Origin of the sequence: Gottfriedia sp. NPDC057991 (assembly GCF_042886615.1) — a bacterium.
Taxonomy (GTDB): Bacteria; Bacillota; Bacilli; order Bacillales; family Bacillaceae_G; genus Gottfriedia.
This window is the reverse complement of the sequence record NZ_JBHVQN010000002.1, coordinates 591,534-614,680: the sequence shown is the minus strand read 5'-3', so window position 1 is coordinate 614,680 and position 23,147 is coordinate 591,534. Positions and strand designations below refer to the sequence as shown.

The following is a 23,147-nucleotide window of genomic DNA, read 5'->3' as shown; positions in this document are numbered from 1 at the left end:
TTCAATATTTTTTATAAGATAATTAAGTGCTTATCAGAATGGGTAATGATTTCATAACCATTCTCTTTTACTACAATATCATCTTCAATCCGGCAGCCACCCCATCCTGGGATATAAATTCCTGGTTCGACGGTAACAACCATTCCAGTTTGAAGAATTTCTACACTTTTGTCAGAAAGCCGGATTGGTTCGTGAACCTCCATACCTAACCCATGACCTGTTGAATGTCCAAAACGATTTCCGAATCCTTTTTCTGTAATATAGTCTCTCGTTAAATCATCGATCGTTTTCATTTTTTCACCTGATTGAATTCCTTCCGTTCCACGTTTTAGAGCTTCTAATACGATGTGATAAATGTTGTGGAACTCATCCGAACAGCTCCCAACGGCGATTGTTCTCGTAATATCTGAGCAATAACCTTTGTACAATGCACCAAAATCAAGGGTTACCATGTCACCATGCTCAATCACTTTTTCGGAAGCCACTCCATGCGGTAGGGCAGCCCTCTTTCCAGAAGCAATAATAGTATTAAAAGATGATCCGGTTGCACCAAGCTTTCGCATATAGAATTCCAGTTCATTACGGATTTCTATTTCCGTAACCCCTGGTTTAATAATATTCAAAATATAATCAAACGCCTTATCTGCGATTTTAGCTGCCGTTCTCATGAATTCTAATTCTATTGGCTCTTTGATTTCTCTAACCTTTTCAACGATATTTTCCAATTGAATCCATTGTATATTTCCATACTCTTGTAGTTTTGAGAACGTATTTAATGTCATGGCATTTGCCTCAACAGCGACCTTTTTAAGACCTTGACAGTCGACTTCATTTGAAACTTCTTTTTCAATATTACCGTTATGGACGATAATCTTAGCGTCTTTCACTTCATTTTGAGCCTGTTCTGCATAGCGGAAGTCGGTGATAAAGATAGCAGCATTTTTTGAAATTAGTACCATCCCAGCTGATCCTGTAAAACCTGTCATATATCTACGATTTTCACTCTTTGTAATCAATATTGCGTCGACATTGTTCTCCAAAAGCTGTTTCTGTATTTTTTCGATTCGGTTCAATTTCGTTCAGCTCCTACAATCATTAATTCTTTTGGAAACTTCGTTAATACTTCATACCCATTATCCGTAATGACCACATCGTCTTCAATGCGTACACCACCGAAGCTATTGATATAAATGCCAGGTTCAATAGTGATGACCATTCCTGATTTCAGTAAGCCCTCATTACCATCATTAATAGAAGGTGCCTCGTGTATTTCAATTCCTAGACCATGACCGATTCGATGTGGAAAAAAATCACCGTAGCCAGCTGCTTGAATGACGCGTCTACCTGAGAGGTCAACATCACCAATTCTTGTTCCAGGTTGAGAAGCTTCCACACCAGCCAGATTGGCCTGTAACACGGTATTGTAGATTTTAACGAGTTCGCCATTGGGATTACCATAAATGACTGTTCTTGTGATATCAGAGCAATATCCCTTATATTTCACACCTAAATCAAATAGGGCAGTATCTCCTTTTTTTAACTTATTGTCACATGATGCTCCATGTGGGTTACTTGCATTTTGGCCAAACAATACAATAGGAGGGAATGACATTTCTTTAATCCCTTTTTTCTTTAATTCAAATTCAATTTTCCCTAATACTTCAAGCTCTGTGATTCCTTCTTTTAATGCGTCAATACCAACTTGAACTCCGTAATCAGCAAAAGCGGCGGCTTCACGTAATATTTCAATTTCATCAGCATCTTTTACTAGTCGCATTTCAGTAAGTATAGAATCTAGTGATGCAAACTCTACTTCACCAAAAATCTGTTGCAGACTTTCAATGTAAAAATAGGAGATATCATGTTTTTCAACTGCAAATTGTTTCATTTTGTTTCTGCTTTCAATCAAGTGACCAACAAGTGCCCACGGGTGATCGGAATCTGTGTAACTTAGGATTGGATGTTTCCAACCTGCTTCCTTTATCATTTGAACTTCCATTGCTGGTGTAATAAAAACGGGTTCGTCATTCGGGAAGACAAAAATACCTACAAATCGTTCGTGCGGATTGTAATCAAAATTCGATAAATAAAAAATATTTTGGCGTGAAGTGACCAAACCGCCTGGAATACTTTGTTGTTGTAAAAATGTTTGTAATTCTTGCATTCGATTATTCATGTTCATTTCCCCTTTAATGTATGGTTAAATCAGACATGAAGTATTGTTGCAAGTTCTGTGCCATTTTTAAAAACTATTATGTAGAAGATTGTTTAGGAAACAGTGTAAATATTTTTAGACACTATTTTGCGTTTAGTGTCTAAAAAATTAGACAAAAGCGGTTTGACAGAAGGTGGAATATCCCATAAGTGGCCTTTATTTAAGGTTGCTCACTTACGGACCTTAGTAGAAATTCTTTCAGTAATGGGAGATAATTTGCGTAACCATTTGATTGCTAGGTTCTAAATCAGCCCAGGAGTTTCTTACGCTCGTCTGGACTAATTTAGTCGTAAAGGCTTTTTGTTTTTAAAGCTCAATCTTTAATTTTTTCATTTTATTGTATAAAGTAGCTCGAGATATTCCTAATTTTTTTGCTGCTGCTTGCTTGTTCCCTTTCTCTGTTTGAATGGCTTCAATGATTTTATTTTTTTCAAAATCATTTAGATCGTCTTGTAAGGAATCATCGTATCTAGTCGATAACAATGTAGATTGTAACATCTTTGGCGGTAAGGCTCCGATCGAGATGGTTCCTTCTCCGGATAGTAATACCAATCGTTCTATTACATTCCTCATCTCTCTCACATTTCCAGGCCAATCGTATTGTAATAAGGCGGAAGTTACCTGAGGGTCAACGATTTTAATCGTTCGATGATATAGTAATGAAAACTCATAGATAAATTGATGAAGGAGCTCCATTACGTCTTCTTTTCGTTCTCGCAATGGGGGAATCGTAATAGATAAAATGTTAAGACGATAATAAAGGTCTTCTCGAAATGTATTAGCTTCAACCATTGCTTCCAAATCTTTATTTGTAGCAGCAATGATTCGGCATTGAGCTGTTAGCTGCTTTGTACCACCAACGCGGTAATACGTTTTATCTTGCAATACTCTAAGTAACTTCACTTGCATATCTAACGGTAAGTCACCAATTTCATCCAGAAAAAGTGTTCCTCCATGCGCCAACTCTAGTTTTCCTTTTTTACCTTTTACATCTGCACCAGAAAAAGCTCCTTTTTCATAGCCAAAAAATTCACTCTCAAACAATGATGGTGTAATCGCACCACAGTTTACAGCTATAAATGGAGAAGATGATCCACGATAAAAATGTATGGCTTTTGCAAAGACTTCTTTTCCAACCCCAGTTTCACCGAGCAATAAAATATTCGCACTCGTTTCAGACATTTTCCTCGATAACGAAACTGTTTCTTTCATTAATTGACTCGAACCTTTAATTTGTTGAAAAGAATCATGTGACAATTGCAGTCTTGAAACCTCCTTCTCCAATTGAAGAATTTTGGAGGATGCATTCATAAGTTCTTGATTCATTATCACTTGACTCGTAATATCTGTTTCAGCAGCTACTGCACCTACAATTCGATCATTGATGAAGATTGGACTGCTATTAATCATGACAAAGAGATCCTCACGTGGTTTATGGTGCTTATGACGAAAAGATTGACCTGTATCCATTGTAACTTTATTTAATAACATATCTTTTGGAAAAAACTCTTCCATTTTATTCCCAATAATTTCTTCTTTAGGAATCGAAAAGATCCTTTCAGCACCATGAGTCCAAACCACTGTTTTTCCGACTTCATCTACAATCGAGACTGATCCATCCATTGTATCAATCATCGTTCGAAAATAGGCCTCTAAATATTGATAAGATTCAAACACTTTCGAAACTAAAACAGCAGAATTGATGTAGCCCTTGATTTTTCCTTCTCCATCCATGATGACTACAACATCTGATGTTTGCACTTCTTGAATCACGTCTTGAATAACAGCTTTTTCATTGGAAACACCCGCTTTTTTCCAATAAAATTCATTGATATTTTTGCTCTTAAAATAAAGATATTCATTGATCGTTAACATCCAGACTTCACTATGATGCTGTTTAAATATATACGCTGCTTTAATATTGACATCCATATCAGAGTGCAAAGAAAAATTTGTTTGCAACAAATCTTCCATTCTAGGAAGAAGATGTTTCATGAAAAAACCACCACCTAATTGTCTTTTTTTTATATTACTCTATCATTCCGACGAGTTTGTGTCATGATTATAGTTTTCGTTTTTTGTAAGCTAATGGTGTCAAGTTCATCGACTTTCGGAATTTATCAATAAAGTAGCTTGTGCTGTTAAATCCAACTTGATAGGCAACATCAGTGACATTCGATTCCGGTTGTTGTAGTAGTATTAAACTTTTTTGTATTCGATAATCGGTTACATAGTTTAAAGGTGTAGTTTTTAACATCCGTTTGAAATATCGACAGCACTCAGATCGACTTAATTGACCAACTCTTGCAATGTCGTCTAATAGTATTTTCTCAGAATAATGTAAGTGGATCCAATTTAACATTTGCTTCATGCGCTTACTCTTTACTACTACTGACTGTTCATACTCTAATTCAATCCCGTTCATTATTAAATTCTTCCATATTAATGTTAGCTGTAAGCTTACGTCGATTTCATAGAATGGTGATTTTTGTTTGATCATCTGATTGATTTTCAAAATATAGCTTAAAATGCTATTGGCCCATAGCTCCTTTGAATTTAAAAATAAATAGGGTATATTGGTCGCCTGATAATAAGGCTTTACAAAGGTTGTATAAAGTTCTTGGGATAAAACGAAACTTGGTGAAACATTTAAACAAATATAGGCACAGTCTGAATCGTTCCGATCTTTTGCCATATGTAGGCAGCCACTATTTATAAAAAGCCCTTGCCCTTCTGATATAAGAATTTTTTCTTCATTTATTTGAAAAATTGCTTCTCCTTTAGCAACGTGAACAAATTGAAATTCATCATGCCAATGAAGTGGTATATAACCATTTATGTTTTGCTTAATCGTTGTTTCATAGCAGGCAATTGGTAAAACAACAGTATGATGTTTAGTTAATTCTTTTAAGCTTTTATCTAACATAAAATTTTTAATTTGCATATACCCATTACCACCTCAATATCCTTACATTTTCCCATTCAATTTGAGTATTATTTTAGCGTTTTTCCACTTATCATTTAAAATATTATAACACTATTTTTTTATTTGAAGGTGGAGACTAAAATCATGAATAGACGAAAGGGAATATTTCTTGTTATCACGGGAGCAGTTTTTTGGGGGATTGGTGGTACAGTCGCAAAAAAACTTTTTCAACAGTATCAAATCGATGTAGATTGGCTGGTTACAATCCGATTGCTTATAGCTGGATTTTTACTATTAGCCATTCAATATTTCAGAAAAGACCGTTCTCAGATTCTTGGGGTTTGGAAAACTGGAAGGACTGCGGTTCAATTGATTATCTTCGGGGTACTGGGGATGCTAGCAGTTCAATACACATATATGGCTTCTATCGAACATGGAAACGCAGCTGTTGCAACACTATTACAGTATTTAGCACCTGTAATGATAATCGTATATTTAAGTTTCCGTAAACAAGCCGCGCTAACACGAAGAGATTTGTTAACTGTTTCTTTAGCTTTAATTGGAAGTTTTTTCTTATTAACAAACGGCTCAATCTCACAATTATCTGTGCCTGCACCAGCAATCGCTTGGGGGGGATTATCCGGAGTAGCTTTAGCATTTTATACTTTATTTGCCGTACCATTACTTAAGCAATACGACTCACTTGTCATTGTCGGATGGGCTATGATTATCGGTGGCTTAGTATTAAGTTTTATCCATCCGCCTTGGCAAATGGACAATAAAAACTTAACGCTTGAAGCCATTTTATATCTAGTCTTTATTATCATATTTGGTACCATGATTGCATTTTCGTTCTATATAGAGAGTTTGCAAAGTCTGCCGCCTAAAGAATCAAGTCTGCTAGGAAGCATAGAGCCACTAGCTGCCGTCTTAACAACAATATTTTGGTTAAAAGAACCTTTTGGTTTTTTCCAATGGCTTGGTACAGTTTGTATCATCGGAATGATATTAGTGTTGGCTTTGAACAAAGAGTATGCCTCAAAAACTAGCCAGCCTCCTAATAATAAAGAACCTCTTAGAGTTAGTTGAATTGCTTTTTTGAAATGTGAAATAGGAGCTGATTAATCAATCAGCTCCTAAATTTTGAAATAAAGTATTGCGTTAATTGCTTAAAGATTAAAATGATCTTCAATAACGCATGCGCTTGTTATGTATCAATATTTATTCATGAAGATCTTTGGTGAACGGAAATAATTCTGGGTATAAATAAAAAAATCACTTTAAATACAAGATTATTTTTTCCTTGCCTGTTTTTGAAACTTGCACTCTTTTCTCGGTCAACGATTTCTCGAGTTATTGATATCGGTTTCCTAAATATCTTTTCCTGTACGTTTTACTTTGATCTGGAATATCCATAAAACCTTGTGCACCCCAAATTTGATGCTCTGTTAATTTATCTATACTCCCACTTAGCTCTACTTTTTCTTCTATTTCAATATCATCATCTTTAGGAATGTCCATGTCCACGTTTAATCTTCCTTTCCATTTTACTTATCATCCAAAACCGATTAAATACTTATTCTAAAATTATTTCGGCTTTATAGTTTCCTTCTACTAATCATTCTTATACAACCAAAATACCTGAAAGTAGTATTGGGAGCATGAATGGTTCAAAGTTGTTATGAAAGGAACAGATACTTTAGTTGTACAAGAAAAACAGCCAATTGCATTATATTCCTTATCTAGAGTAAACCCGTATAACAATTTTGGAGGTCTCCCTTAGTAATTTGAGTTAATGAATTACCATATTTAAACTATAGTTCCATAAAATATCAACAATCTACATAAACGGGCATAAAAAAAGGAAGTGAATAAAATTCACTTCCTTTTTTCATCATAACCAGATTAATGTTAAGAATGTTAATAGTGTAATTACAGCAACTGTAAGTCCTGAATATAGGAAGAACGCTTGTGTGCTGTGACCTTTATTTTTCATGTGCATGAAGTAATAAAGTTGGAACACTAGTTGTACTACAGCAAGTAATAAAATAAATGGTACTGTAAAGTATGGATCCATTTTATCTTTGTATAATACTGCTGCGAATGATGCAAGTGTTAAAATGATCATTAACGCGAAAGAAATTAATTGTTGTTTCATTTCTTCTGCATGTTTACGTCTGTGATACTTTATTTCAACTTGATTTCTTTGATGAGAGTTTGTATTTGTACCCATTTTCTTATCCCACCATTCCCATTAAGTATACTACTGTAAAGATGAAAATCCATACTACGTCGATGAAGTGCCAGTATAAACTTGCAACATAAAACTTCGGAGCGTTGTATAAATTTAAACCTCTACCACCATTTCGAAGCATTAAAGTAGTGATCCATAGTAAACCAACAAATACGTGGGCACCATGAGTACCTACTAATGTATAGAATGAAGAACCAAATGCACTACTCTTAATTGTAAAATGATATTCGTGCATATAGTGTCTAAATTCGTAAATTTCTAATAATAAAAATCCTAGACCTAATAAAACTGTAATTCCTAGCCAAAGCATCATCTTTTTGTGTTCAAAGTTTTTCATGTGGTACATTGCATAAACACTTGTAAGAGAAGATGTTAAAAGTAACATTGTAGCAATGAAAACTAATTTTGGTTCGAACATTTCTGCAGCACTTGCTCCACCAGCAGTAGAGTTTCTTAAAGCTAAGAAAGTACCAAATAATGATGCGAATAATACAGTTTCTCCACCAAGAAACAGCCAGAATGCTAAGAACTTATTTTTACCTTCTTCTGTAGCTTTTTCAGGGTTATGAGGAAACGTTTCAGCTGTAAATTTTTGATTCATTTCCATTATGCCTCAACCCCCTCATCAGCTATGTCTTCTTTATGGATATGGAACCCATGATCATCAATCCAAGAACGTAAGAACATTGAACCGAATGTAATAACTAAACCAAGAATTAATACACCAACTGCTGTGTGGTTCTTAAGTTGGTCATTATACAATGCTCCGAATGCTGCAATAAATAAGCCCACTGACATAACAAATGGTAAAATAGATGAGTTTGGCATATGAATATCACCTAGTGGTTCAGCAGGTGTCATTTTGCCGTCTCCTTCCATTTTTTCTACCCATAGAGCGTCTAATCCACGTACATATGGAATTTGAGCAAAGTTATATTCTGGTGCAGGAGAAGGAATTGACCACTCAAGTGTACGACCTACACCCCATGCATCTCCAGCAGCTTTCTTACCTTTAATTGCTGTATAAACGACATTAATTAACATAACGATTGTAGCTAGACCCATGAACATTGCTCCGATTGAGCTGATCATGTTACCAGTATCTAAGCCTTGTCCTGGTAAATATGTAAAGTAACGACGAGGCATACCCATTAAACCTAAGAAATGTTGGATAAAGAATGTTAAATGGAAACCAATAAAGAATAATACGAATGTAATTTTACCTAATGTTTCATTTAAGATTTTACCAAACATTTTTGGCCACCAGTAATGTGCACCGGCAAATAGACCAAATACTACCCCACCAACGATTACGTAGTGGAAGTGAGCTACTACGAAATAACTATCATGGAATTGATAGTCAGCAGGAGCTGCAGCGTTCATAATACCAGTTACCCCACCTAGAACGAATGATGGAATAAAAGCAACTGACCAAAGCATTGGTGTTGTAAAACGAATTTGTCCGCCCCACATTGTTAATAACCAGTTAAAGATTTTAACCCCTGTAGGTACTGCAATTGCCATTGTTGCAACAGCGAAAATTGCATTTGCTACTGCACCAAGACCGTCTGTAAACATATGGTGAGCCCATACCATGAATCCTAAGAAACCAATTAAAACTGTTGCGAATACCATTGAAGAGTAACCGAATAGACGTTTCTTAGAGAATGCTGGAATGATATCTGAGAAGATACCAAATGCCGGTAATATAAGAATGTATACCTCTGGATGTCCGAAAATCCAGAATAAATGTTCAAAGATCATTGAGTTTCCACCTAAAGATGCATCAAAGAATGCAGTTCCAAATAGGCGGTCAAACATTAATAACGCTAACCCGATTGTTAATGCCGGGAATGCAAATAAAATAAGTGCTGATGTTACAAATACTGTCCAAGTAAATAGTGGCATACGCATGTATGTTAACCCCGGAGCACGCATGTTAATAATCGTTGCTAGGAAGTTAATACCACCTGCTAATGTACCAATACCTGAAATTTGTAGACCTAATAAGTAGAAGTCTACACCATGTGATTTACTGTGTAGAGCTAGTGTCGCATATGAAGTCCAACCTGCGTCAGGCGCTCCACCTAAGAACCAACTTAGGTTTAAGAAAACTCCACCAACGAAGAATAACCAGAAACCTAAAGAATTTAAAAACGGGAAAGCTACGTCACGAGCACCAATTTGTAATGGTACTACCGCGTTAAAAAATGCAAAGATCATCGGCATCGCCGCTAAGAAAATCATTGTTGTACCATGCATTGTTAATACTTGGTTATAAGCATCACCAACTAAAAATGTGTTGTCTGGCTTAATTAATTGTATACGAATAAATAACGCTTCCATCCCACCAACTAAGAAAAAGAATCCGCCTGCAATTAAATACAGGATGGCAATTTTCTTATGGTCGACTGTCGTTAAGTAGTCCCACAATAGTGGTTTCTTTTTCGCTACAGAACTCACAGTATTACCCCCTTTGCTTCATATCCATTAATTTATTTTGCAATTTTTAAGCTAGTTAAGTATGCAGTTAATGCATCAATCTGATCAGCTGATAAGTCACCATATTTACCTGACATAAGGTTTCCTGGCTTCATAGCTTCCGGATTTGTTAACCATTTCTTGATGTTTGCTTCATTATTTTTAGCAATACCAGCAACCATATCACGATCACCGAAGTTAGCTAAGTTTGGAGCAAGTCGTGCAGCAGGTGGTCTTGTATCATTTGCATCTGCAGCATGACAACCAATACAGCTTTGTTTGAAGATTTTTTCACCTTCTTGTGCATCTGCTGTTACAGCTTGACCCTTTTGATTCTTCATATCAGCTAACCACTTATCGTAGTCGGCTTGACTTACAACTTTAACTTTAAATTGCATTAATGAATGTGAAGGACCACAAAACTCTGCACAGAATCCATTATATGTACCTTCTTTATCCGCTGAAAGCCACATTTTGTTTTCGCCTTCAACGTTTGTATCAAGTTTACCTGCTAATGATGGTACCCAGAATGAGTGTTTGATATCTTGACCTTTTAGGTTCAAGATAACTTTTTTACCTACTGGGATATACATATCTTGAGAAGTAATGAATTTTTGTTTTGGATACTCAAATTCCCACCAGAAAAGATGAGCATTTACATTAATAACAATTGCATCTTTTTTCTTCTCATCTTTTGCTATTTGCTTCTCATCTGAAAGCTTAAACGTTTGTGATACTGTTGGTACTGCTAAAACAATAAGTAAAATAACAGGAATAATCGTCCAAAGAAGCTCTAAAAAATGATTACCTTCTACTTGCTTTGGAATAATATTCTCTTGACCTTTACGGTAACGATATTTCACGATTACGTAAAGGAAAAGAACTGTTACAACAGCAACAACGAATACCATGATCAACGTACTTAGCTTCATAAGATCGTATTGCATTTTTGCTACTTCACCTTGAGGATTCAGTGTAGATTGATTTGCATGTCCACATGCACTCAAAATAACTGCTATCAAGGAAATTAGCGAGACTAATCGCCAATGTTTCATAAGTATACTTCCCCCTCTTTCAATTTAAAGTGTTTCATTCTTATTTAAAAATAAGATTAAACAAACAATAAAAAAATCCCCCGTAATACCCCTAATTAAAACGAAATTGTAAACACAATCATTGACATAAATAGAAGAGTTAAATAGTTAATGGAGTATATAAACATCAGTTTTGAGAATTTTTGATCATCCTTTTGTTTATAACAATATAATCCTAAAATAACCCATCCAATATTCAATATTGATGCAAAAATAATAAATGGTAAACCTAGAGCTTGCATGTAAAATGGCAGTGGTAATAAACATAATACCCAGATCATCACTTGACGTTTCGTCATTTCAAATCCGTAAACCACTGGTAGCATTGGAATTCCCGCTCTTTTATATTCTTCAGAACGTCTCATCGCAAGTGCTAAGAAATGAGGTGGTTGCCATATAAACATGATTAAAAACAGCATCCATGCGATTGGATGCAAATTCGCATCCATTGCTGCCCATCCAATTAATGGGGGTGCTGCACCAGATATACTACCTACTACTGTGTTTAACGTGTAATTACGTTTCGTCCAAAGAGTGTATAGTACGATATATGTAAATGCACCAATAAATGCATATACAACAGCCATTAAGGTTGTGAAAGCCATAAATGTAAAGCCCACAATTAATAAAAGAATACCAATCGAAATTGTAACACTTGGTTTAATATTACCGGTTACAGTTGGTCTGTTTTTAGTTCTCTCCATATAAGGATCAATATCACGATCAATATAGTTATTGATTACACATGATCCCGCAATAATTAATGATGAACCTATTACAGTAATAATTGCTTTTGGTAAAGAATCTAATATATCTAATCCATTTATTTGGATTGCTAACCAGATACCTGTAAAAGTTGTCAGTATATTAGAGTTTACGATCCCTATTTTCATTAAAGAAAGCAAATCTTTCTTTAGTGAACTAGAAGGATGATTAGTTTCTTCGTTATTAGAAACATTATTAGCTAATTGTTCCAAGTCAATCCTCCTCTTTTTTTACAAAACTTCATTTTTCATACCCATTTTTAATGGTTCATAATGAGTTTTTAATTTAGACATACTTCTATTAAACTAAATATAATGAAATTTTTGTGATAATTATATGAACAAATTGTGTACGTTTCAAAAAAATTTTAACGTAAACAGTCTATCTTTTCAATACTAAATACTATTTAATTATAAAATTAATTATTTCTATAATTTAAAAATGAATACATCCAAAGTTAAGAAAAAACAAATATTATGTCTAAATATGAAGGTTACCTTTGAATTTTGTGTCGTAATCTTATATGATATAGAAGTATTATTAACAGAATAATTTTTTTAATAATTAAATTTTAAAATTATTATTATTTTATAAAAGTGGGTGGATATACTTGCTACGTGTTTTAAAAGGGGTATCGTTAATAACCTCATTCATTCTTTTAATTGTTTTATTAGGTGGTGCACTCGTAACAAAGACGAATTCTGGACTCGGTTGTGGAAGATCATGGCCACTTTGTAAAGGTCAAATCATTCCTGATCATTTAACGATTCAAACTGTCATTGAATTATCTCATCGTGCAGCATCAGGCCTTGCCGGTATATTTGTTTTATTATTAGCAGTGCTTGCTTGGATTGTCATTCCTCATAAAAGAGAAACAAAATTTTTAGCAATCATTTCTTGTATTTTTCTAATTGCTCAAGCATTAATCGGAGCAGCTGCAGTTGTTTGGGGTCAAATCCCAGCTGTAAAAGCAATTCATTTTGGTATTTCTCTAATTTGTTTTGCTGCAGTAGTCATGTTAACATTATTAATTTTTGAACGCGATCGTAATTACCAAAAAAATTCTTTTTATGTCGGAAAAAGAATGAAATTTCATACTTACGGTTTATGGATTTATTCATACTTAGTAGTTTACACAGGCGCACTAGTACGTCACGAAAATGCTAGCTTAGCTTGCCCTAGCTGGCCACTGTGCAGTAAAGCAAACAATGGTATACCTACACAAGTTCACGAATGGATTCAAATGGGGCATCGATTTGCTGCTTTTCTTTTATTCGTCTGGATAATTATTGCATTTGTACATGCTTATAAATACTATCGTAATGAACGTGGCATTTATTTTGGTTGGTTTGTATCTTTAATTCTTGTTACACTTCAAGTAATTTGTGGAGCGGTTATTGTTTTTACAAACTTAAATATTTATGTTGCATTAACACATGCTATTTTAATCTCGTGCTTGTTTGCAGTATTTAGTTTCCAAAGTTTAGTTTGTACAAGAAGTAAAAGCTCAAATTCTGAGTTACTTCAAAATAAAAATATCTCTTAAAAAAGGTATTTCTTCCACTTAATTGTAGAAGAAATACCTTTTTTTACTATTTAAATTTAAAGCGAAGAAGAGTCGCCCTTTTACTGCGGGGCACTCTAACTTCGCTATACACGTACTTTTTATCTTTGTTCTAGTTCTATTAGTAGATCACCTGTAGAAATACTCTCTCCTGATGTAATCAAAATATCTCTTACTACACCCGTAAATGGAGATTGGACAGTTGTTTCCATTTTCATCGCTTCAGTGATTGCTAAAGTTTGACCTTTTTCAACTACATCGCCCTTTTTAACAAGTACATTTAAAACCGTACCTGGCATTGTTGCGTTAATGTGGTTTGGATTACTAGTGTCCCCTTTTCTTTTTTGAACGACAGTAGATTTGACAGAGTAATCTTTTACCACAATTTCTCGTGGCTGACCATTTAATTCAAAGTAGATAACTCTTGTTCCATCAGGCTGAGCTTGACCAATCGAAACAAGTTTAACAATCAGTGTTTTACCACGTTCAATATCTACTTTGATTTCTTCATCTAATTTCATTCCATGGAAGAAAGAAGGTGTATCAAGTACAGATAAATCTCCATAGCTTTCTACATTTTTTTGATAGTCCATAAATACTTTAGGATATAAGCAATAAGCTAGTATATCAAAATCAGTAACCTGGCGATTTAATGTCTTGAATAAATACTCCTCAACATCTTTAAAATCGATTGGTTTTAACGTCTCCCCAGCTCTTTCAGTTAATGGCTGTCTACCTTTTAAGATGATACGTTGTAAACTCTTTGGAAATCCACCATAAGGTTGTCCCAATTTTCCTTCAAAAAACTCTATTACTGAATCAGGAAAATCGATATTTTCTCCTTTTTCATATACAGAATCTTCGTCTAAATTATTTTGAACCATAAACAATGCCATATCTCCAACTACTTTAGAAGATGGTGTTACTTTAACGACATCTCCAAATAGTTGATTTACCCTACCATACATATCCTTAACTTCTTCAAATCGTTCTCCTAAACCAACACCTTTAGCTTGTTGTTTTAAGTTAGAATACTGACCACCTGGCATTTCATGTTGATAAACCTCTGTATGTGGTGAAACCATACCACTTTCAAAACTACTATAATACTTACGAACGCCTTCCCAGTAGGTTGATAACTGTTCTAAGCCGTTTATATTTAAGTTTGTCTCGTTATTTGAACCTTTTAAAGCATAATATAAACTATTTGCACTTGGCTGAGAAGTTAATCCAGACATACTTCCAATTGCGATGTCTACAACATCTACGCCCGCTTCTATTGCTTTTACATATGTGTATAAACCATTTCCACTCGTATCATGAGTATGTAAGTGGATTGGTAAATCAACAGTATCCTTTAATTCACTAATTAACGTATAAGCAGCCTGAGGTTTTAATAAACCTGCCATATCTTTAATAGCTAAAATATGTGCACCAGCCGATTCTAAATCCTTTGCAAGCTCTTTATAATACGCCAGATTATATTTTGTTCTAGTTGGGTCTAATATATCTCCTGTGTAACAAATCGATGCCTCAGCAAGCTTTCCACTCTCTCTTACAGCATCTATTGCAACTTCCATCCCTTTAATCCAATTTAGACTATCAAATATTCTAAATACATCGATTCCTGCCTGAGCCGATGCTTCAATAAACTTTTTAACAAGATTATCAGGATAATTTTTATATCCAACTGCATTTGATCCACGTAAAAGCATTTGGAATAATACATTTGGAACTTGTTCTCTTAAATTTAATAATCTTTCCCATGGATCTTCATTTAAGAAACGGTACGCTACATCGAAAGTCGCTCCGCCCCACATTTCCATTGAGAATAAGTTAGGTAATAATTTTGACGTTTGTTCCGCCACTGTAATTAGGTCTTTTGAACGTATTCTCGTTGCAAGCAGTGATTGGTGAGCATCCCTAAATGTTGTGTCTGTAAATAAAACATTTGGTTGATTTTTTAACCACTTCGAAAATTCATCCGCACCTAATTTATCTAATAATTGCTTAGTTCCACTTTCAGCACTTTTAATATGATTTACATTTGGAATGATAATATCATCATAAGCTGGTTTTTCTTTAAGAGATATACCCGGAAATCCATTCACTGTTACATTTCCGATATAATTTAATAATTTTGTTCCACGGTCTCTTCTTTTCGCAAAAACAAATAATTCCGGAGATGAATCTACAAATGAAGTATTATACTCACCAGACAAGAAATCTGGGTGTGTCGTAACATTTTCTAAAAATGGAATATTTGTTTTAATACCACGGATACGGAACTCTTTTAAATTTCGATTTAACTTCGCAATTGCGCCTTCGAATGTTAATGCATGAGTCGTTACTTTTACTAATAATGAATCATAGTAAGGTGTAATAACAGCACCTTGGAAGCTGTTACCAGTGTCTAATCTTACACCAAAACCTCCACCTGAACGATATGCCATAATTTTTCCTGTATCAGGCATAAAATTATTTAGTGGATCTTCAGTTGTAACTCGTGCTTGAATCGCAAAACCAATTCTTGGAATCTCATCTTGTAATGGAATTCCTACTTTATCACTATGTAAACTATTACCTTGTGCAATTAAGATCTGTGTTTGAACAATATCAATTCCAGTAATCATTTCAGTAATCGTATGTTCAACTTGTACGCGAGGGTTAACCTCAATAAAATAAAAATCATTACCGGAAACTAAAAATTCAACTGTTCCAGCGTTTACATATTCTACTTCTTTCATCAATTGAACAGCTGCATCACAAATTCTATTTCTTAAATCATCACTAATCGAAGTACATGGTGCAACTTCAACTAATTTTTGATGTCTTCTTTGAATTGAACAATCGCGTTCAAACAAATGAATAATATTCCCTTGGTTATCCCCTAATATTTGAACTTCAATATGCTTTGGATTTTCAATAAATTTCTCAACATAAACCTCATCATTACCAAAAGCAGCTTTTGCCTCAGACTTAGCACGATCATAAGCATCTTTTACTCCTGCATTCGTACGGACAATCCTCATTCCACGACCGCCACCACCTAGAGCAGCTTTAATAATAATCGGGAATCCAAAAGTTTCACCAAATTCCTTTACATCATCCAATGAGTGAACTGGACCATTACTCCCTGGAATGATTGGTAAATTAGCTTGAAGAGCTTGCTGCTTTGCTTTAATTTTATCTCCAAAAATATCTAAATGCCTTGAATATGGCCCGATAAAAATAATGCCCTCTTCTTCACATCTCTGAGCAAATTTAATATTTTCTGATAAGAATCCATATCCTGGATGTACTGCATCTACATTGTTTTTCTTTGCAATTTCAATAATACCTTCAATATCTAGATAAGCATCAATTGGCTTTTTTCCTTTTCCAACTATGTATGCTTCATCAGCTTTATAACGGTGATATGACCCTTCATCTTCTTTAGAATAAATACCAACTGTTCGAATTCCTAACTCAGTGCAAGCTCGAAATACTCGAATTGCGATTTCACCTCGGTTAGCAACAAGAACTTTTTTAATCTGTTTCGTGTAAGTCATTTGTAAGCCTCCTGTATTTATGAAAGATAATTATCAATAAATTAAGAATAAACTTTTTCAAAATGCATGTTTGAAGATTTTATAAAGTTTCTTTATCAATCTTATTTCGTATTGAAATATTCATTAAAATACCAACCATAGAAAGCATAACGATTAACGAAGTTCCTCCATAACTAACAAAAGGTAACGGAACACCCGTAAGTGGAATTAACGAAGTAACTCCTCCAATATTTACAAATGATTGAATGACGATGATTGCACTAATTCCTGTAGCTAATAATGAATCAAAAGAATCCTTTGATTGATGAGCTATTAACAATCCTCGCCAAACAATAATGAATATACATAAAATAACTACAATTACTCCTATTAAACCTGTTTCTTCACCGATTATAGCTAGAATAAAATCAGTATGAGGCTCAGGTAAGTAACCTAGTTTTTGAATACTTTTTCCTAATCCAACTCCAGTAAGGCCACCATTTGCAAATGCGATTAGTGAATTTACGATTTGAAATCCAATTCCTTGTGCATAATCAAAAGGATTTCGGAATGCTAAAAATCGATTAACTTGTACATCTGTTAACCCGATCCCTAAACTGATACAAATACTAATTAATGGATATAGTAATCCAATCCCTCCAACGAATAGGAGAATTAATCTCTTAACAATAAAACCACTACAAAACGAAACTACTGCGCAAGTACCGATTATTAATAAAGCCGTACCTGTATCCGGTTGTAATCTCAATAGGATGATATAAATAGCTACTATGCTCCACGGGGCAAATAACATTTTCCAGTTCTTTGTAATTCGCTTTTGTCTTTTAGAGTACCATCCTGCTAAAAGAACGATTGATCCTAATTTGATTAGCTCGGCTGGTTGAATTCCAAATACCCAACTTTTTGCATTATTTCTAACTTCACCAAAGAGTAGAACTGCAACAAGTAATCCTATACTTACAGCTACATTTAATAACAAAGCAATTCTTTTTCTAAAGAAAGTTGCAGGTACAAACATTAAAAAAACAAATGCAAACATCCCTACTTCAAAGGCAACTAATTGTTTATGAAAAAAATAGTCGCTTGGCCAATGTTCACTTTGATAACGAATGGATGGTAATGGCGAGCTTGCGCTATACACCATAATTAATCCAAATAAACACAACACTAATAATGGAACAAAAATCATATAATCAATATTTTTCAAATATTTTTTTAACATTACTTAATCATCCCTGCTTTGATTAATTATACTTTATGTATTCAACTATTTTGCTAAATTCCCTTTTTAAATAAAAATATTGTAACATAGATTAATAGATTTATTACTTATAACAATTAAAAAAATTCACAAAAAAAAGCTCAAACATTAATTGTTTGAACTTTTGTTGCTAATAATTATTTATTCTTTTGATCTGTAAACGCTTCATGTAGAGCAGATAGTTGACGCTCAAGTTCAGAAAGAAGTTCTTTACCTTGATCTGCTTCAATTAAACCTAAACGAGAAGCAAAATCAATCTCCCTTGATAATCCAAACATTTGAGTATCTAAAACCTCTTCATAAAGAGGGCATTGTGGCATCGTTAAATGATCAAGTTGCACATTTATTAATTTTAATATTTTTTCAGCATCTTTTTTTAATAATTCAAATGCTTTATCTTTGTAATCTGTTACAGCATCAGACCTCAATTTTCTCCCTCCGCTTCCGTACAAGCTATCTATTTAATATTATAGTTCTTTTGAGGAAAAATCAACTTAAATCATAAGTTTTGCAAATATGTATTTTAGAAAATTTTATTTTTGCAACAGTTTATTTATTAAAGTTTTCTTATGTAAAGATTTAGATTTGTATAGTGACCTAGTTTCTGCAAAAAAAGAACGTTGATTTCCGCTCCAGAATGCCCGCTTTCCACGAGGCGTGAGCTGAGCCTCCTCGTCGCGTTCGCTTCCTGTGGGGTCTCAGCTTCCCGCATTTCCCATAGGAGTCGAGCACCTTACGCTCCAATCAACTACTCTTAACATACTCTAATTTACAACCTAAATTATACTACTAAATATTTTAAGTACTTAAATAAAACCATATATACTGTTAAAGGATTATCTTGTGATTTTTAGTTCTAAGATAATCACTTTCCAAAAAACTTGTTCAAGTATAGGAAGATTCTATGAGATAGAAATGATTAAATACTTAAAATTCTTAAATGAAAACAAGAGTTACCCTGCTCATTTTCTGTTCAATTGATTGTCTTTTTACACAAAATAGTCGTACACTATAGGTAGAATTTGTACATAGAAGGAGTTTTAGTATGAGTGATGTTTTTCAATTAACAGGTAACGTGGAGTTTCCGTTAACGATTGATCCAAGTGTTTGGATTTTTGATGAAAGAAAGGTTAAGTTAGAGAGTTTGTTAGCTGGTGAGTTGAAAAAGGTTGATGAGCTTGAGCAATATACTAAAAGTGTTTCAAAGCACTGGGATCGTGAAATTGTTGAAGGTGCTAAGGTTGATAATAGTCCTTTATTCGCTACTCAAAAAAAAGAATGGCTTAAGGAATCGTATGCAATGCCATTTTCTTATTTTATAGACAATAGTCATCCGAAAAATCGTGATTCAGAAGTTACGATTGAAACAGAAGGTGAATTAATTAAATTACCGTTTGAAACTGTATATGAAAGTTATTTAGCATTTTCGTACAATGGCAAAAGAATCCTTGAAAATGGGCCAGTACATTTATATTTTGTTGATGGCACAAATAAAGAAGCACCAATTACTTCAATCAAAAAAATAATTTTATAGTTTAAAACAAAAGCAACATCTTACCGATTGATTTTGGGAAGATGTTGCTTTTGTAAGCATTTAATTATTACAATATATCCGCTGCAAGTTGGGCAATTGATGAACGTTCACCTTTTATTAATTTTACATGTCCACTTATTTTTTGATCTTTAAATTTTTCAACTACATAAGTTAATCCATTGTTGTATTCATCTAAATACGGATGATCAATTTGCTCTGGATCCCCCATTAATACAATTTTACTCTTATCACCAACGCGAGTTAAAATTGTTTTTACTTCATGCCTAGTTAGATTTTGTGCTTCATCGATAATAATAAATTGCTCTGGGATACTTCTACCTCTTATATAAGTTAAAGCTTCTACTTCAATTGATCCCATTCCAGCTAATATGGCATCAAGTTCACCTGGTTTTTTCGTATTAAATAAGTATTCTAGATTGTCATAAATCGGTTGCATCCAAGGTCGAAGTTTTTCATCCTTTTCACCTGGTAAATAGCCAAGATCCTTTCCAACTGGAACAATCGGTCTAGCAACTAATAACTTTTTATAGCTTTGCAGGTCCTCACTTTGCATTAAACCTGCAGCTAAAGCTAATAAAGTTTTTCCGGTACCAGCTTTACCAATCAATGTGACTAATGGTATATCGTCTCGAAGTAATAATTCTAAAGCCATGGACTGTTGAGCATTTCTTGGCCTAATGCCCCAAATATGTTCATTTGAGAAAACAAATTTCTTAATTTTTGTACCCGTTTTATCAACAACACCAAGAGCTGAGCTCTTACCACCGAGAGCATCCTTTAAAACGATAAATTGATTAGGATAAAATGGATGGTTCGCTATATCTGAAACAGGAAGTTCAGTTTTCTCGTAAAACTTGTTTAATAAATCTGTATTTATGTAATACTCTAGATAACCGGTATAAATATGATCAACTTCCACTACTCGATCACTTAAATAATCTTCGGCTAATAAATTTAATGCATCCGCTTTTACACGAACTAATGTATCTTTACTAACTAAAATCACTGTTTTTCCGCTTTCTTTTGCTTCTTCTTCAAGTGATAAGTTTTTTGCAACAGCTAAAATCCGATTATCGTTCGTTTTTTCAACAAAGATTTCTTGCAATTGTTGAAATGAGCGATGATTTAATTCAATTCTAAACGAACCACCATTTTCAAGAGGAATACTTTCATGTAATTTCCCTAGTTCTCGAAAACTATCAATTAGTTTGGATACATACCTAGCATTACGACCAACTTCATCCATATATCTCTTCTTTGAGTCTACTTCCTCTAATACAACAGCTGGTACAACTACTTCATTATCCTCAAATGAAAAGATTGCTAGTGGGTCTTGCAGTAGTACATTGGTGTCGAGAACATATATTTTACTCAATCCTTAACCTCCTGACTAAAAATAACTCAGATTAGAATAATTAGTTTTAATTCTAAATTGACTGGTCTTACATATGGTTACTAGTCAAAGAATGGACGAACCGTTAATATATTATATGAAATTCTCTCTAGTTTAGAATATTTTTTAATGTTTAAAGCTCAAGTAGATCTAAGACCATTTAAAACTGCTACATCTAATTTTTTTGCAGCCCTTTCATCATAAGTTTTGGCGTACTCTGGTTCGACTGTTATTTTAGACCCATAAAACAATATATTTTTCACTTCATTAACTTCTACTTCAATACACGCTAATTTTAATGGAATTCCAGGCATTTGCTTCGTTAAAATTTTTGCATTTCCTGAAATACTATAAACTGTTTCATTTGAGAATAAGCTTAATGATACCCCTACAACCTCTTCGATATTAGCTATAATTGCAGATCTTTGATCTACTGCAAAACGAATCGTCTTATCATCTAAAGCAGCAAGCCAAGATATTGCATTCGTAACTGGTGCATTCTTTTCGGAGTTAAAAGTGCTTAAAAAAACAATCTTTTCTTTATTACAATCTTCAAATAAGCTTGGTGATAATGTTTTCTCAATACTGTTTGCCATCACTATTTCATCTCCTTCAAATAAAGAGTATACTAATATAATTCAAAGTTTATTGAAAACTTCCTGCTAAAACCACTGTTTTCTAAAAATATATTCTAAAACCTGTTATAATTATGTTAACTTAAGTTCCATATATAAGGAGAGAAATTTCACATGAGAGTTAAATGCATGATTTGTGATAAAAGCGAATCTATTAGCGATGAATCACCTATTGCAAAAAAATTAAGAAATCGTCCTATCCATACATATACATGCTCTGAATGTTACGATCGAATTAAAATAAAAACAGAACAAAGAATTGCAACAGGAAATTTCCGTTTCTTAAAACCTGTTAAGGACAATGACGAGTGGTAAATTATGGAAAAAGAAGCCAATTGGGCTTCTTTTTTTACGCTGTTGAAAAATTCATGTCAATAAATTACCAAATTTTCGTAAAGGAAGTTTAGTGAGGTTGATTTCCACTACGTGATGCTCGCTTTCCATGAGGCGAGATTCTCGAGCCTGCGGGGTCTCAGCCTTCCCGCTTATCCCATTGGAGTCGAGCACCCCTTTCGTTCCAATCAACTTATTCATCAAATAAATGGTTACAATAAAAACCTAATTTAATATCCTTTACTTAGAGTAAAATAACTGTTCATTATTCAGTTTGTTTGTCAATTAAAATTGAACATTACTTAAAAACTAATCATTTGAAATTATTATCTAAAATTTGCACTAATATTTTGAGCTTCTGAAACCACCAAAAGTTTAAACAAAAAAACCTAGATTAATTTCTAGGTTTTTAATACTTTTCTGGATTAACTTTTACTTGATCTAAAAAGCAATCAATCATTTCAATTGGAAAGCGCGTAGTACGCTCTTTTTCTGCTTGTGTAAATGTGATTAAATAAAAATCTTCCATTTTTTCTATTTTTACGTTAGATACTTTATGATCCTCTTTTAAAATCGAATCAAACATCTCATACGTCTCTTTAGCAGCTTCATCCGAAGGTCTACCTTCATATATTACTTTTATCGTTAACCAATTATATAAAGCGTCCTGAACAGATTTCATCTAAATACCAACTCTCTATAAAGTGTTACGTTATGTAGTAGCATTATTCTTTTTTGATTGATGTAAACGAATCTTATATACACCTAACACGAAAACACTTGCAAGTAATGCTTCCACGATTGGTATCCTTAAAGCTAAGAAAGTAAGGAAACTACAACCGATCATAAGTAAAACATAAATGATTAAACTTTTAAGGATGCTCAATTTTTTTGCGAAACCTAAATGATATACCACAATACATAGTACAACAATTAAACCATATAATATCCACATTGAAAGATGAATATCATGAGTTATATTTATTAACTGTGTTATGACAAATTCAAATCCCTTTGGAGCTTTTTCCAAATTCATATCCCCCTATTAAATAATAAAACTGAATACTTCTATTCGTTTTTAGACCGGCTTAAAAATCAACTTTTTGTACTTGGTCTACAA

At 33.7% G+C, this 23,147-nt stretch carries 21 protein-coding genes; 4 read left to right on the top strand and 17 right to left on the bottom strand.

The features are described from left to right. Positions 1 to 11 precede the first annotated feature (11 nt). The 4 genes from ACFVR2_RS10415 to ACFVR2_RS10400 form a co-directional block, all read right to left on the bottom strand. Entirely contained in the window at positions 12 to 1,073 is a 1,062-nt protein-coding gene (locus tag ACFVR2_RS10415) for a M24 family metallopeptidase (protein ID WP_387361387.1), read from the bottom strand. Continuing rightward, positions 1,070 to 2,176 carry a M24 family metallopeptidase gene (locus ACFVR2_RS10410; protein ID WP_387361385.1) on the bottom strand — a complete coding sequence of 369 codons (1,107 nt, stop codon included), beginning with the start codon at positions 2,174 to 2,176 and terminating at the stop codon, positions 1,070 to 1,072. Before ACFVR2_RS10410 ends, ACFVR2_RS10415 begins: the two co-directional genes overlap by 4 nt. A 345-nt stretch (positions 2,177 to 2,521) precedes the next feature. Further along, positions 2,522 to 4,210, bottom strand: a complete 1,689-nt coding sequence (locus ACFVR2_RS10405; protein ID WP_387361383.1) for a sigma-54 interaction domain-containing protein — start codon at positions 4,208 to 4,210, stop codon at positions 2,522 to 2,524. A 67-nt stretch (positions 4,211 to 4,277) separates the two neighbouring features. After that, complete coding sequence (locus tag ACFVR2_RS10400; RefSeq protein ID WP_387361381.1) at positions 4,278 to 5,159, bottom strand: AraC family transcriptional regulator; 882 nt, start codon at positions 5,157 to 5,159, stop codon at positions 4,278 to 4,280. A 126-nt stretch (positions 5,160 to 5,285) separates the two neighbouring features. Here ACFVR2_RS10400 and ACFVR2_RS10395 point away from each other — a divergent pair, with 126 nt between their 5' ends. Continuing rightward, the gene (locus ACFVR2_RS10395; RefSeq protein WP_387361379.1) at positions 5,286 to 6,230 is read left to right on the top strand and encodes an EamA family transporter; all 945 of its coding nucleotides are present in this window, start codon (positions 5,286 to 5,288) and stop codon (positions 6,228 to 6,230) included. Between the two features lie 264 nt (positions 6,231 to 6,494). Here ACFVR2_RS10395 and ACFVR2_RS10390 read toward each other — a convergent pair whose 3' ends face one another. The 6 genes from ACFVR2_RS10390 to cyoE form a co-directional block, all read right to left on the bottom strand. Further along, on the bottom strand, positions 6,495 to 6,668 hold the full coding sequence (locus tag ACFVR2_RS10390; protein WP_387361377.1) for a hypothetical protein: 174 nt from the start codon (positions 6,666 to 6,668) through the stop codon (positions 6,495 to 6,497). A 367-nt stretch (positions 6,669 to 7,035) separates the two neighbouring features. Beyond that, positions 7,036 to 7,374, bottom strand: a complete 339-nt coding sequence (ctaF, locus tag ACFVR2_RS10385; RefSeq protein ID WP_387361375.1) for a cytochrome c oxidase subunit IVB — start codon at positions 7,372 to 7,374, stop codon at positions 7,036 to 7,038. Between the two features lie 4 nt (positions 7,375 to 7,378). Then, positions 7,379 to 8,002 (bottom strand): cytochrome (ubi)quinol oxidase subunit III, encoded by a 624-nt coding sequence (locus tag ACFVR2_RS10380; protein ID WP_088013072.1) that lies wholly within the window; start codon positions 8,000 to 8,002, stop codon positions 7,379 to 7,381. Further along, entirely contained in the window at positions 8,002 to 9,858 is a 1,857-nt protein-coding gene (ctaD, locus tag ACFVR2_RS10375; protein ID WP_387361372.1) for a cytochrome c oxidase subunit I, read from the bottom strand. Before ctaD ends, ACFVR2_RS10380 begins: the two co-directional genes overlap by 1 nt. A gap of 32 nt (positions 9,859 to 9,890) precedes the next feature. Further along, on the bottom strand, positions 9,891 to 10,931 hold the full coding sequence (gene coxB / locus ACFVR2_RS10370; RefSeq protein ID WP_387361370.1) for a cytochrome c oxidase subunit II: 1,041 nt from the start codon (positions 10,929 to 10,931) through the stop codon (positions 9,891 to 9,893). Positions 10,932 to 11,026: 95 nt separating this feature from the next. Then, on the bottom strand, positions 11,027 to 11,947 hold the full coding sequence (gene cyoE, locus ACFVR2_RS10365; protein ID WP_387361368.1) for a heme o synthase: 921 nt from the start codon (positions 11,945 to 11,947) through the stop codon (positions 11,027 to 11,029). 398 nt (positions 11,948 to 12,345) lie between these two features. Here cyoE and ACFVR2_RS10360 point away from each other — a divergent pair, with 398 nt between their 5' ends. Next, the gene (locus tag ACFVR2_RS10360) at positions 12,346 to 13,281 is read left to right on the top strand and encodes a COX15/CtaA family protein (RefSeq protein WP_387361366.1); all 936 of its coding nucleotides are present in this window, start codon (positions 12,346 to 12,348) and stop codon (positions 13,279 to 13,281) included. A 119-nt stretch (positions 13,282 to 13,400) separates the two neighbouring features. Here ACFVR2_RS10360 and pyc read toward each other — a convergent pair whose 3' ends face one another. From pyc to ACFVR2_RS10345, 3 genes are all read right to left on the bottom strand, one after another. After that, a complete protein-coding gene (gene pyc / locus ACFVR2_RS10355) occupies positions 13,401 to 16,850 on the bottom strand; it encodes a pyruvate carboxylase (RefSeq protein WP_387361364.1) in 3,450 nt (1,149 codons plus the stop codon). Between the two features lie 79 nt (positions 16,851 to 16,929). Beyond that, positions 16,930 to 18,072 (bottom strand): FtsW/RodA/SpoVE family cell cycle protein, encoded by a 1,143-nt coding sequence (locus ACFVR2_RS10350; RefSeq protein WP_387361362.1) that lies wholly within the window; start codon positions 18,070 to 18,072, stop codon positions 16,930 to 16,932. A gap of 176 nt (positions 18,073 to 18,248) precedes the next feature. Beyond that, positions 18,249 to 18,539 carry an Fpa/YlaN family protein gene (locus tag ACFVR2_RS10345; RefSeq protein WP_387361360.1) on the bottom strand — a complete coding sequence of 97 codons (291 nt, stop codon included), beginning with the start codon at positions 18,537 to 18,539 and terminating at the stop codon, positions 18,249 to 18,251. Between the two features lie 617 nt (positions 18,540 to 19,156). Between ACFVR2_RS10345 and ACFVR2_RS10340 the strand changes: the two genes are divergently transcribed. Further along, on the top strand, positions 19,157 to 19,645 hold the full coding sequence (locus ACFVR2_RS10340; RefSeq protein WP_387361358.1) for a peptidyl-prolyl cis-trans isomerase: 489 nt from the start codon (positions 19,157 to 19,159) through the stop codon (positions 19,643 to 19,645). A gap of 67 nt (positions 19,646 to 19,712) precedes the next feature. Here ACFVR2_RS10340 and ACFVR2_RS10335 read toward each other — a convergent pair whose 3' ends face one another. Further along, positions 19,713 to 21,041: a PhoH family protein gene (locus ACFVR2_RS10335; RefSeq protein WP_056468520.1), complete on the bottom strand. Its 1,329-nt coding sequence runs from the start codon at positions 21,039 to 21,041 to the stop codon at positions 19,713 to 19,715. 158 nt (positions 21,042 to 21,199) lie between these two features. Continuing rightward, on the bottom strand, positions 21,200 to 21,655 hold the full coding sequence (locus tag ACFVR2_RS10330; protein WP_387361356.1) for a pyridoxamine 5'-phosphate oxidase family protein: 456 nt from the start codon (positions 21,653 to 21,655) through the stop codon (positions 21,200 to 21,202). A gap of 153 nt (positions 21,656 to 21,808) precedes the next feature. Between ACFVR2_RS10330 and ACFVR2_RS10325 the strand changes: the two genes are divergently transcribed. Continuing rightward, complete coding sequence (locus ACFVR2_RS10325; protein WP_056468526.1) at positions 21,809 to 22,009, top strand: YlaI family protein; 201 nt, start codon at positions 21,809 to 21,811, stop codon at positions 22,007 to 22,009. Positions 22,010 to 22,436: 427 nt separating this feature from the next. Here ACFVR2_RS10325 and ACFVR2_RS10320 read toward each other — a convergent pair whose 3' ends face one another. Together ACFVR2_RS10320 and ACFVR2_RS10315 are read right to left on the bottom strand one after the other, a co-directional pair. Next, positions 22,437 to 22,709 carry a hypothetical protein gene (locus ACFVR2_RS10320; RefSeq protein ID WP_387361354.1) on the bottom strand — a complete coding sequence of 91 codons (273 nt, stop codon included), beginning with the start codon at positions 22,707 to 22,709 and terminating at the stop codon, positions 22,437 to 22,439. 30 nt (positions 22,710 to 22,739) lie between these two features. After that, on the bottom strand, positions 22,740 to 23,057 hold the full coding sequence (locus ACFVR2_RS10315; RefSeq protein ID WP_235821791.1) for a YlaH-like family protein: 318 nt from the start codon (positions 23,055 to 23,057) through the stop codon (positions 22,740 to 22,742). Positions 23,058 to 23,147 lie beyond the last annotated feature (90 nt).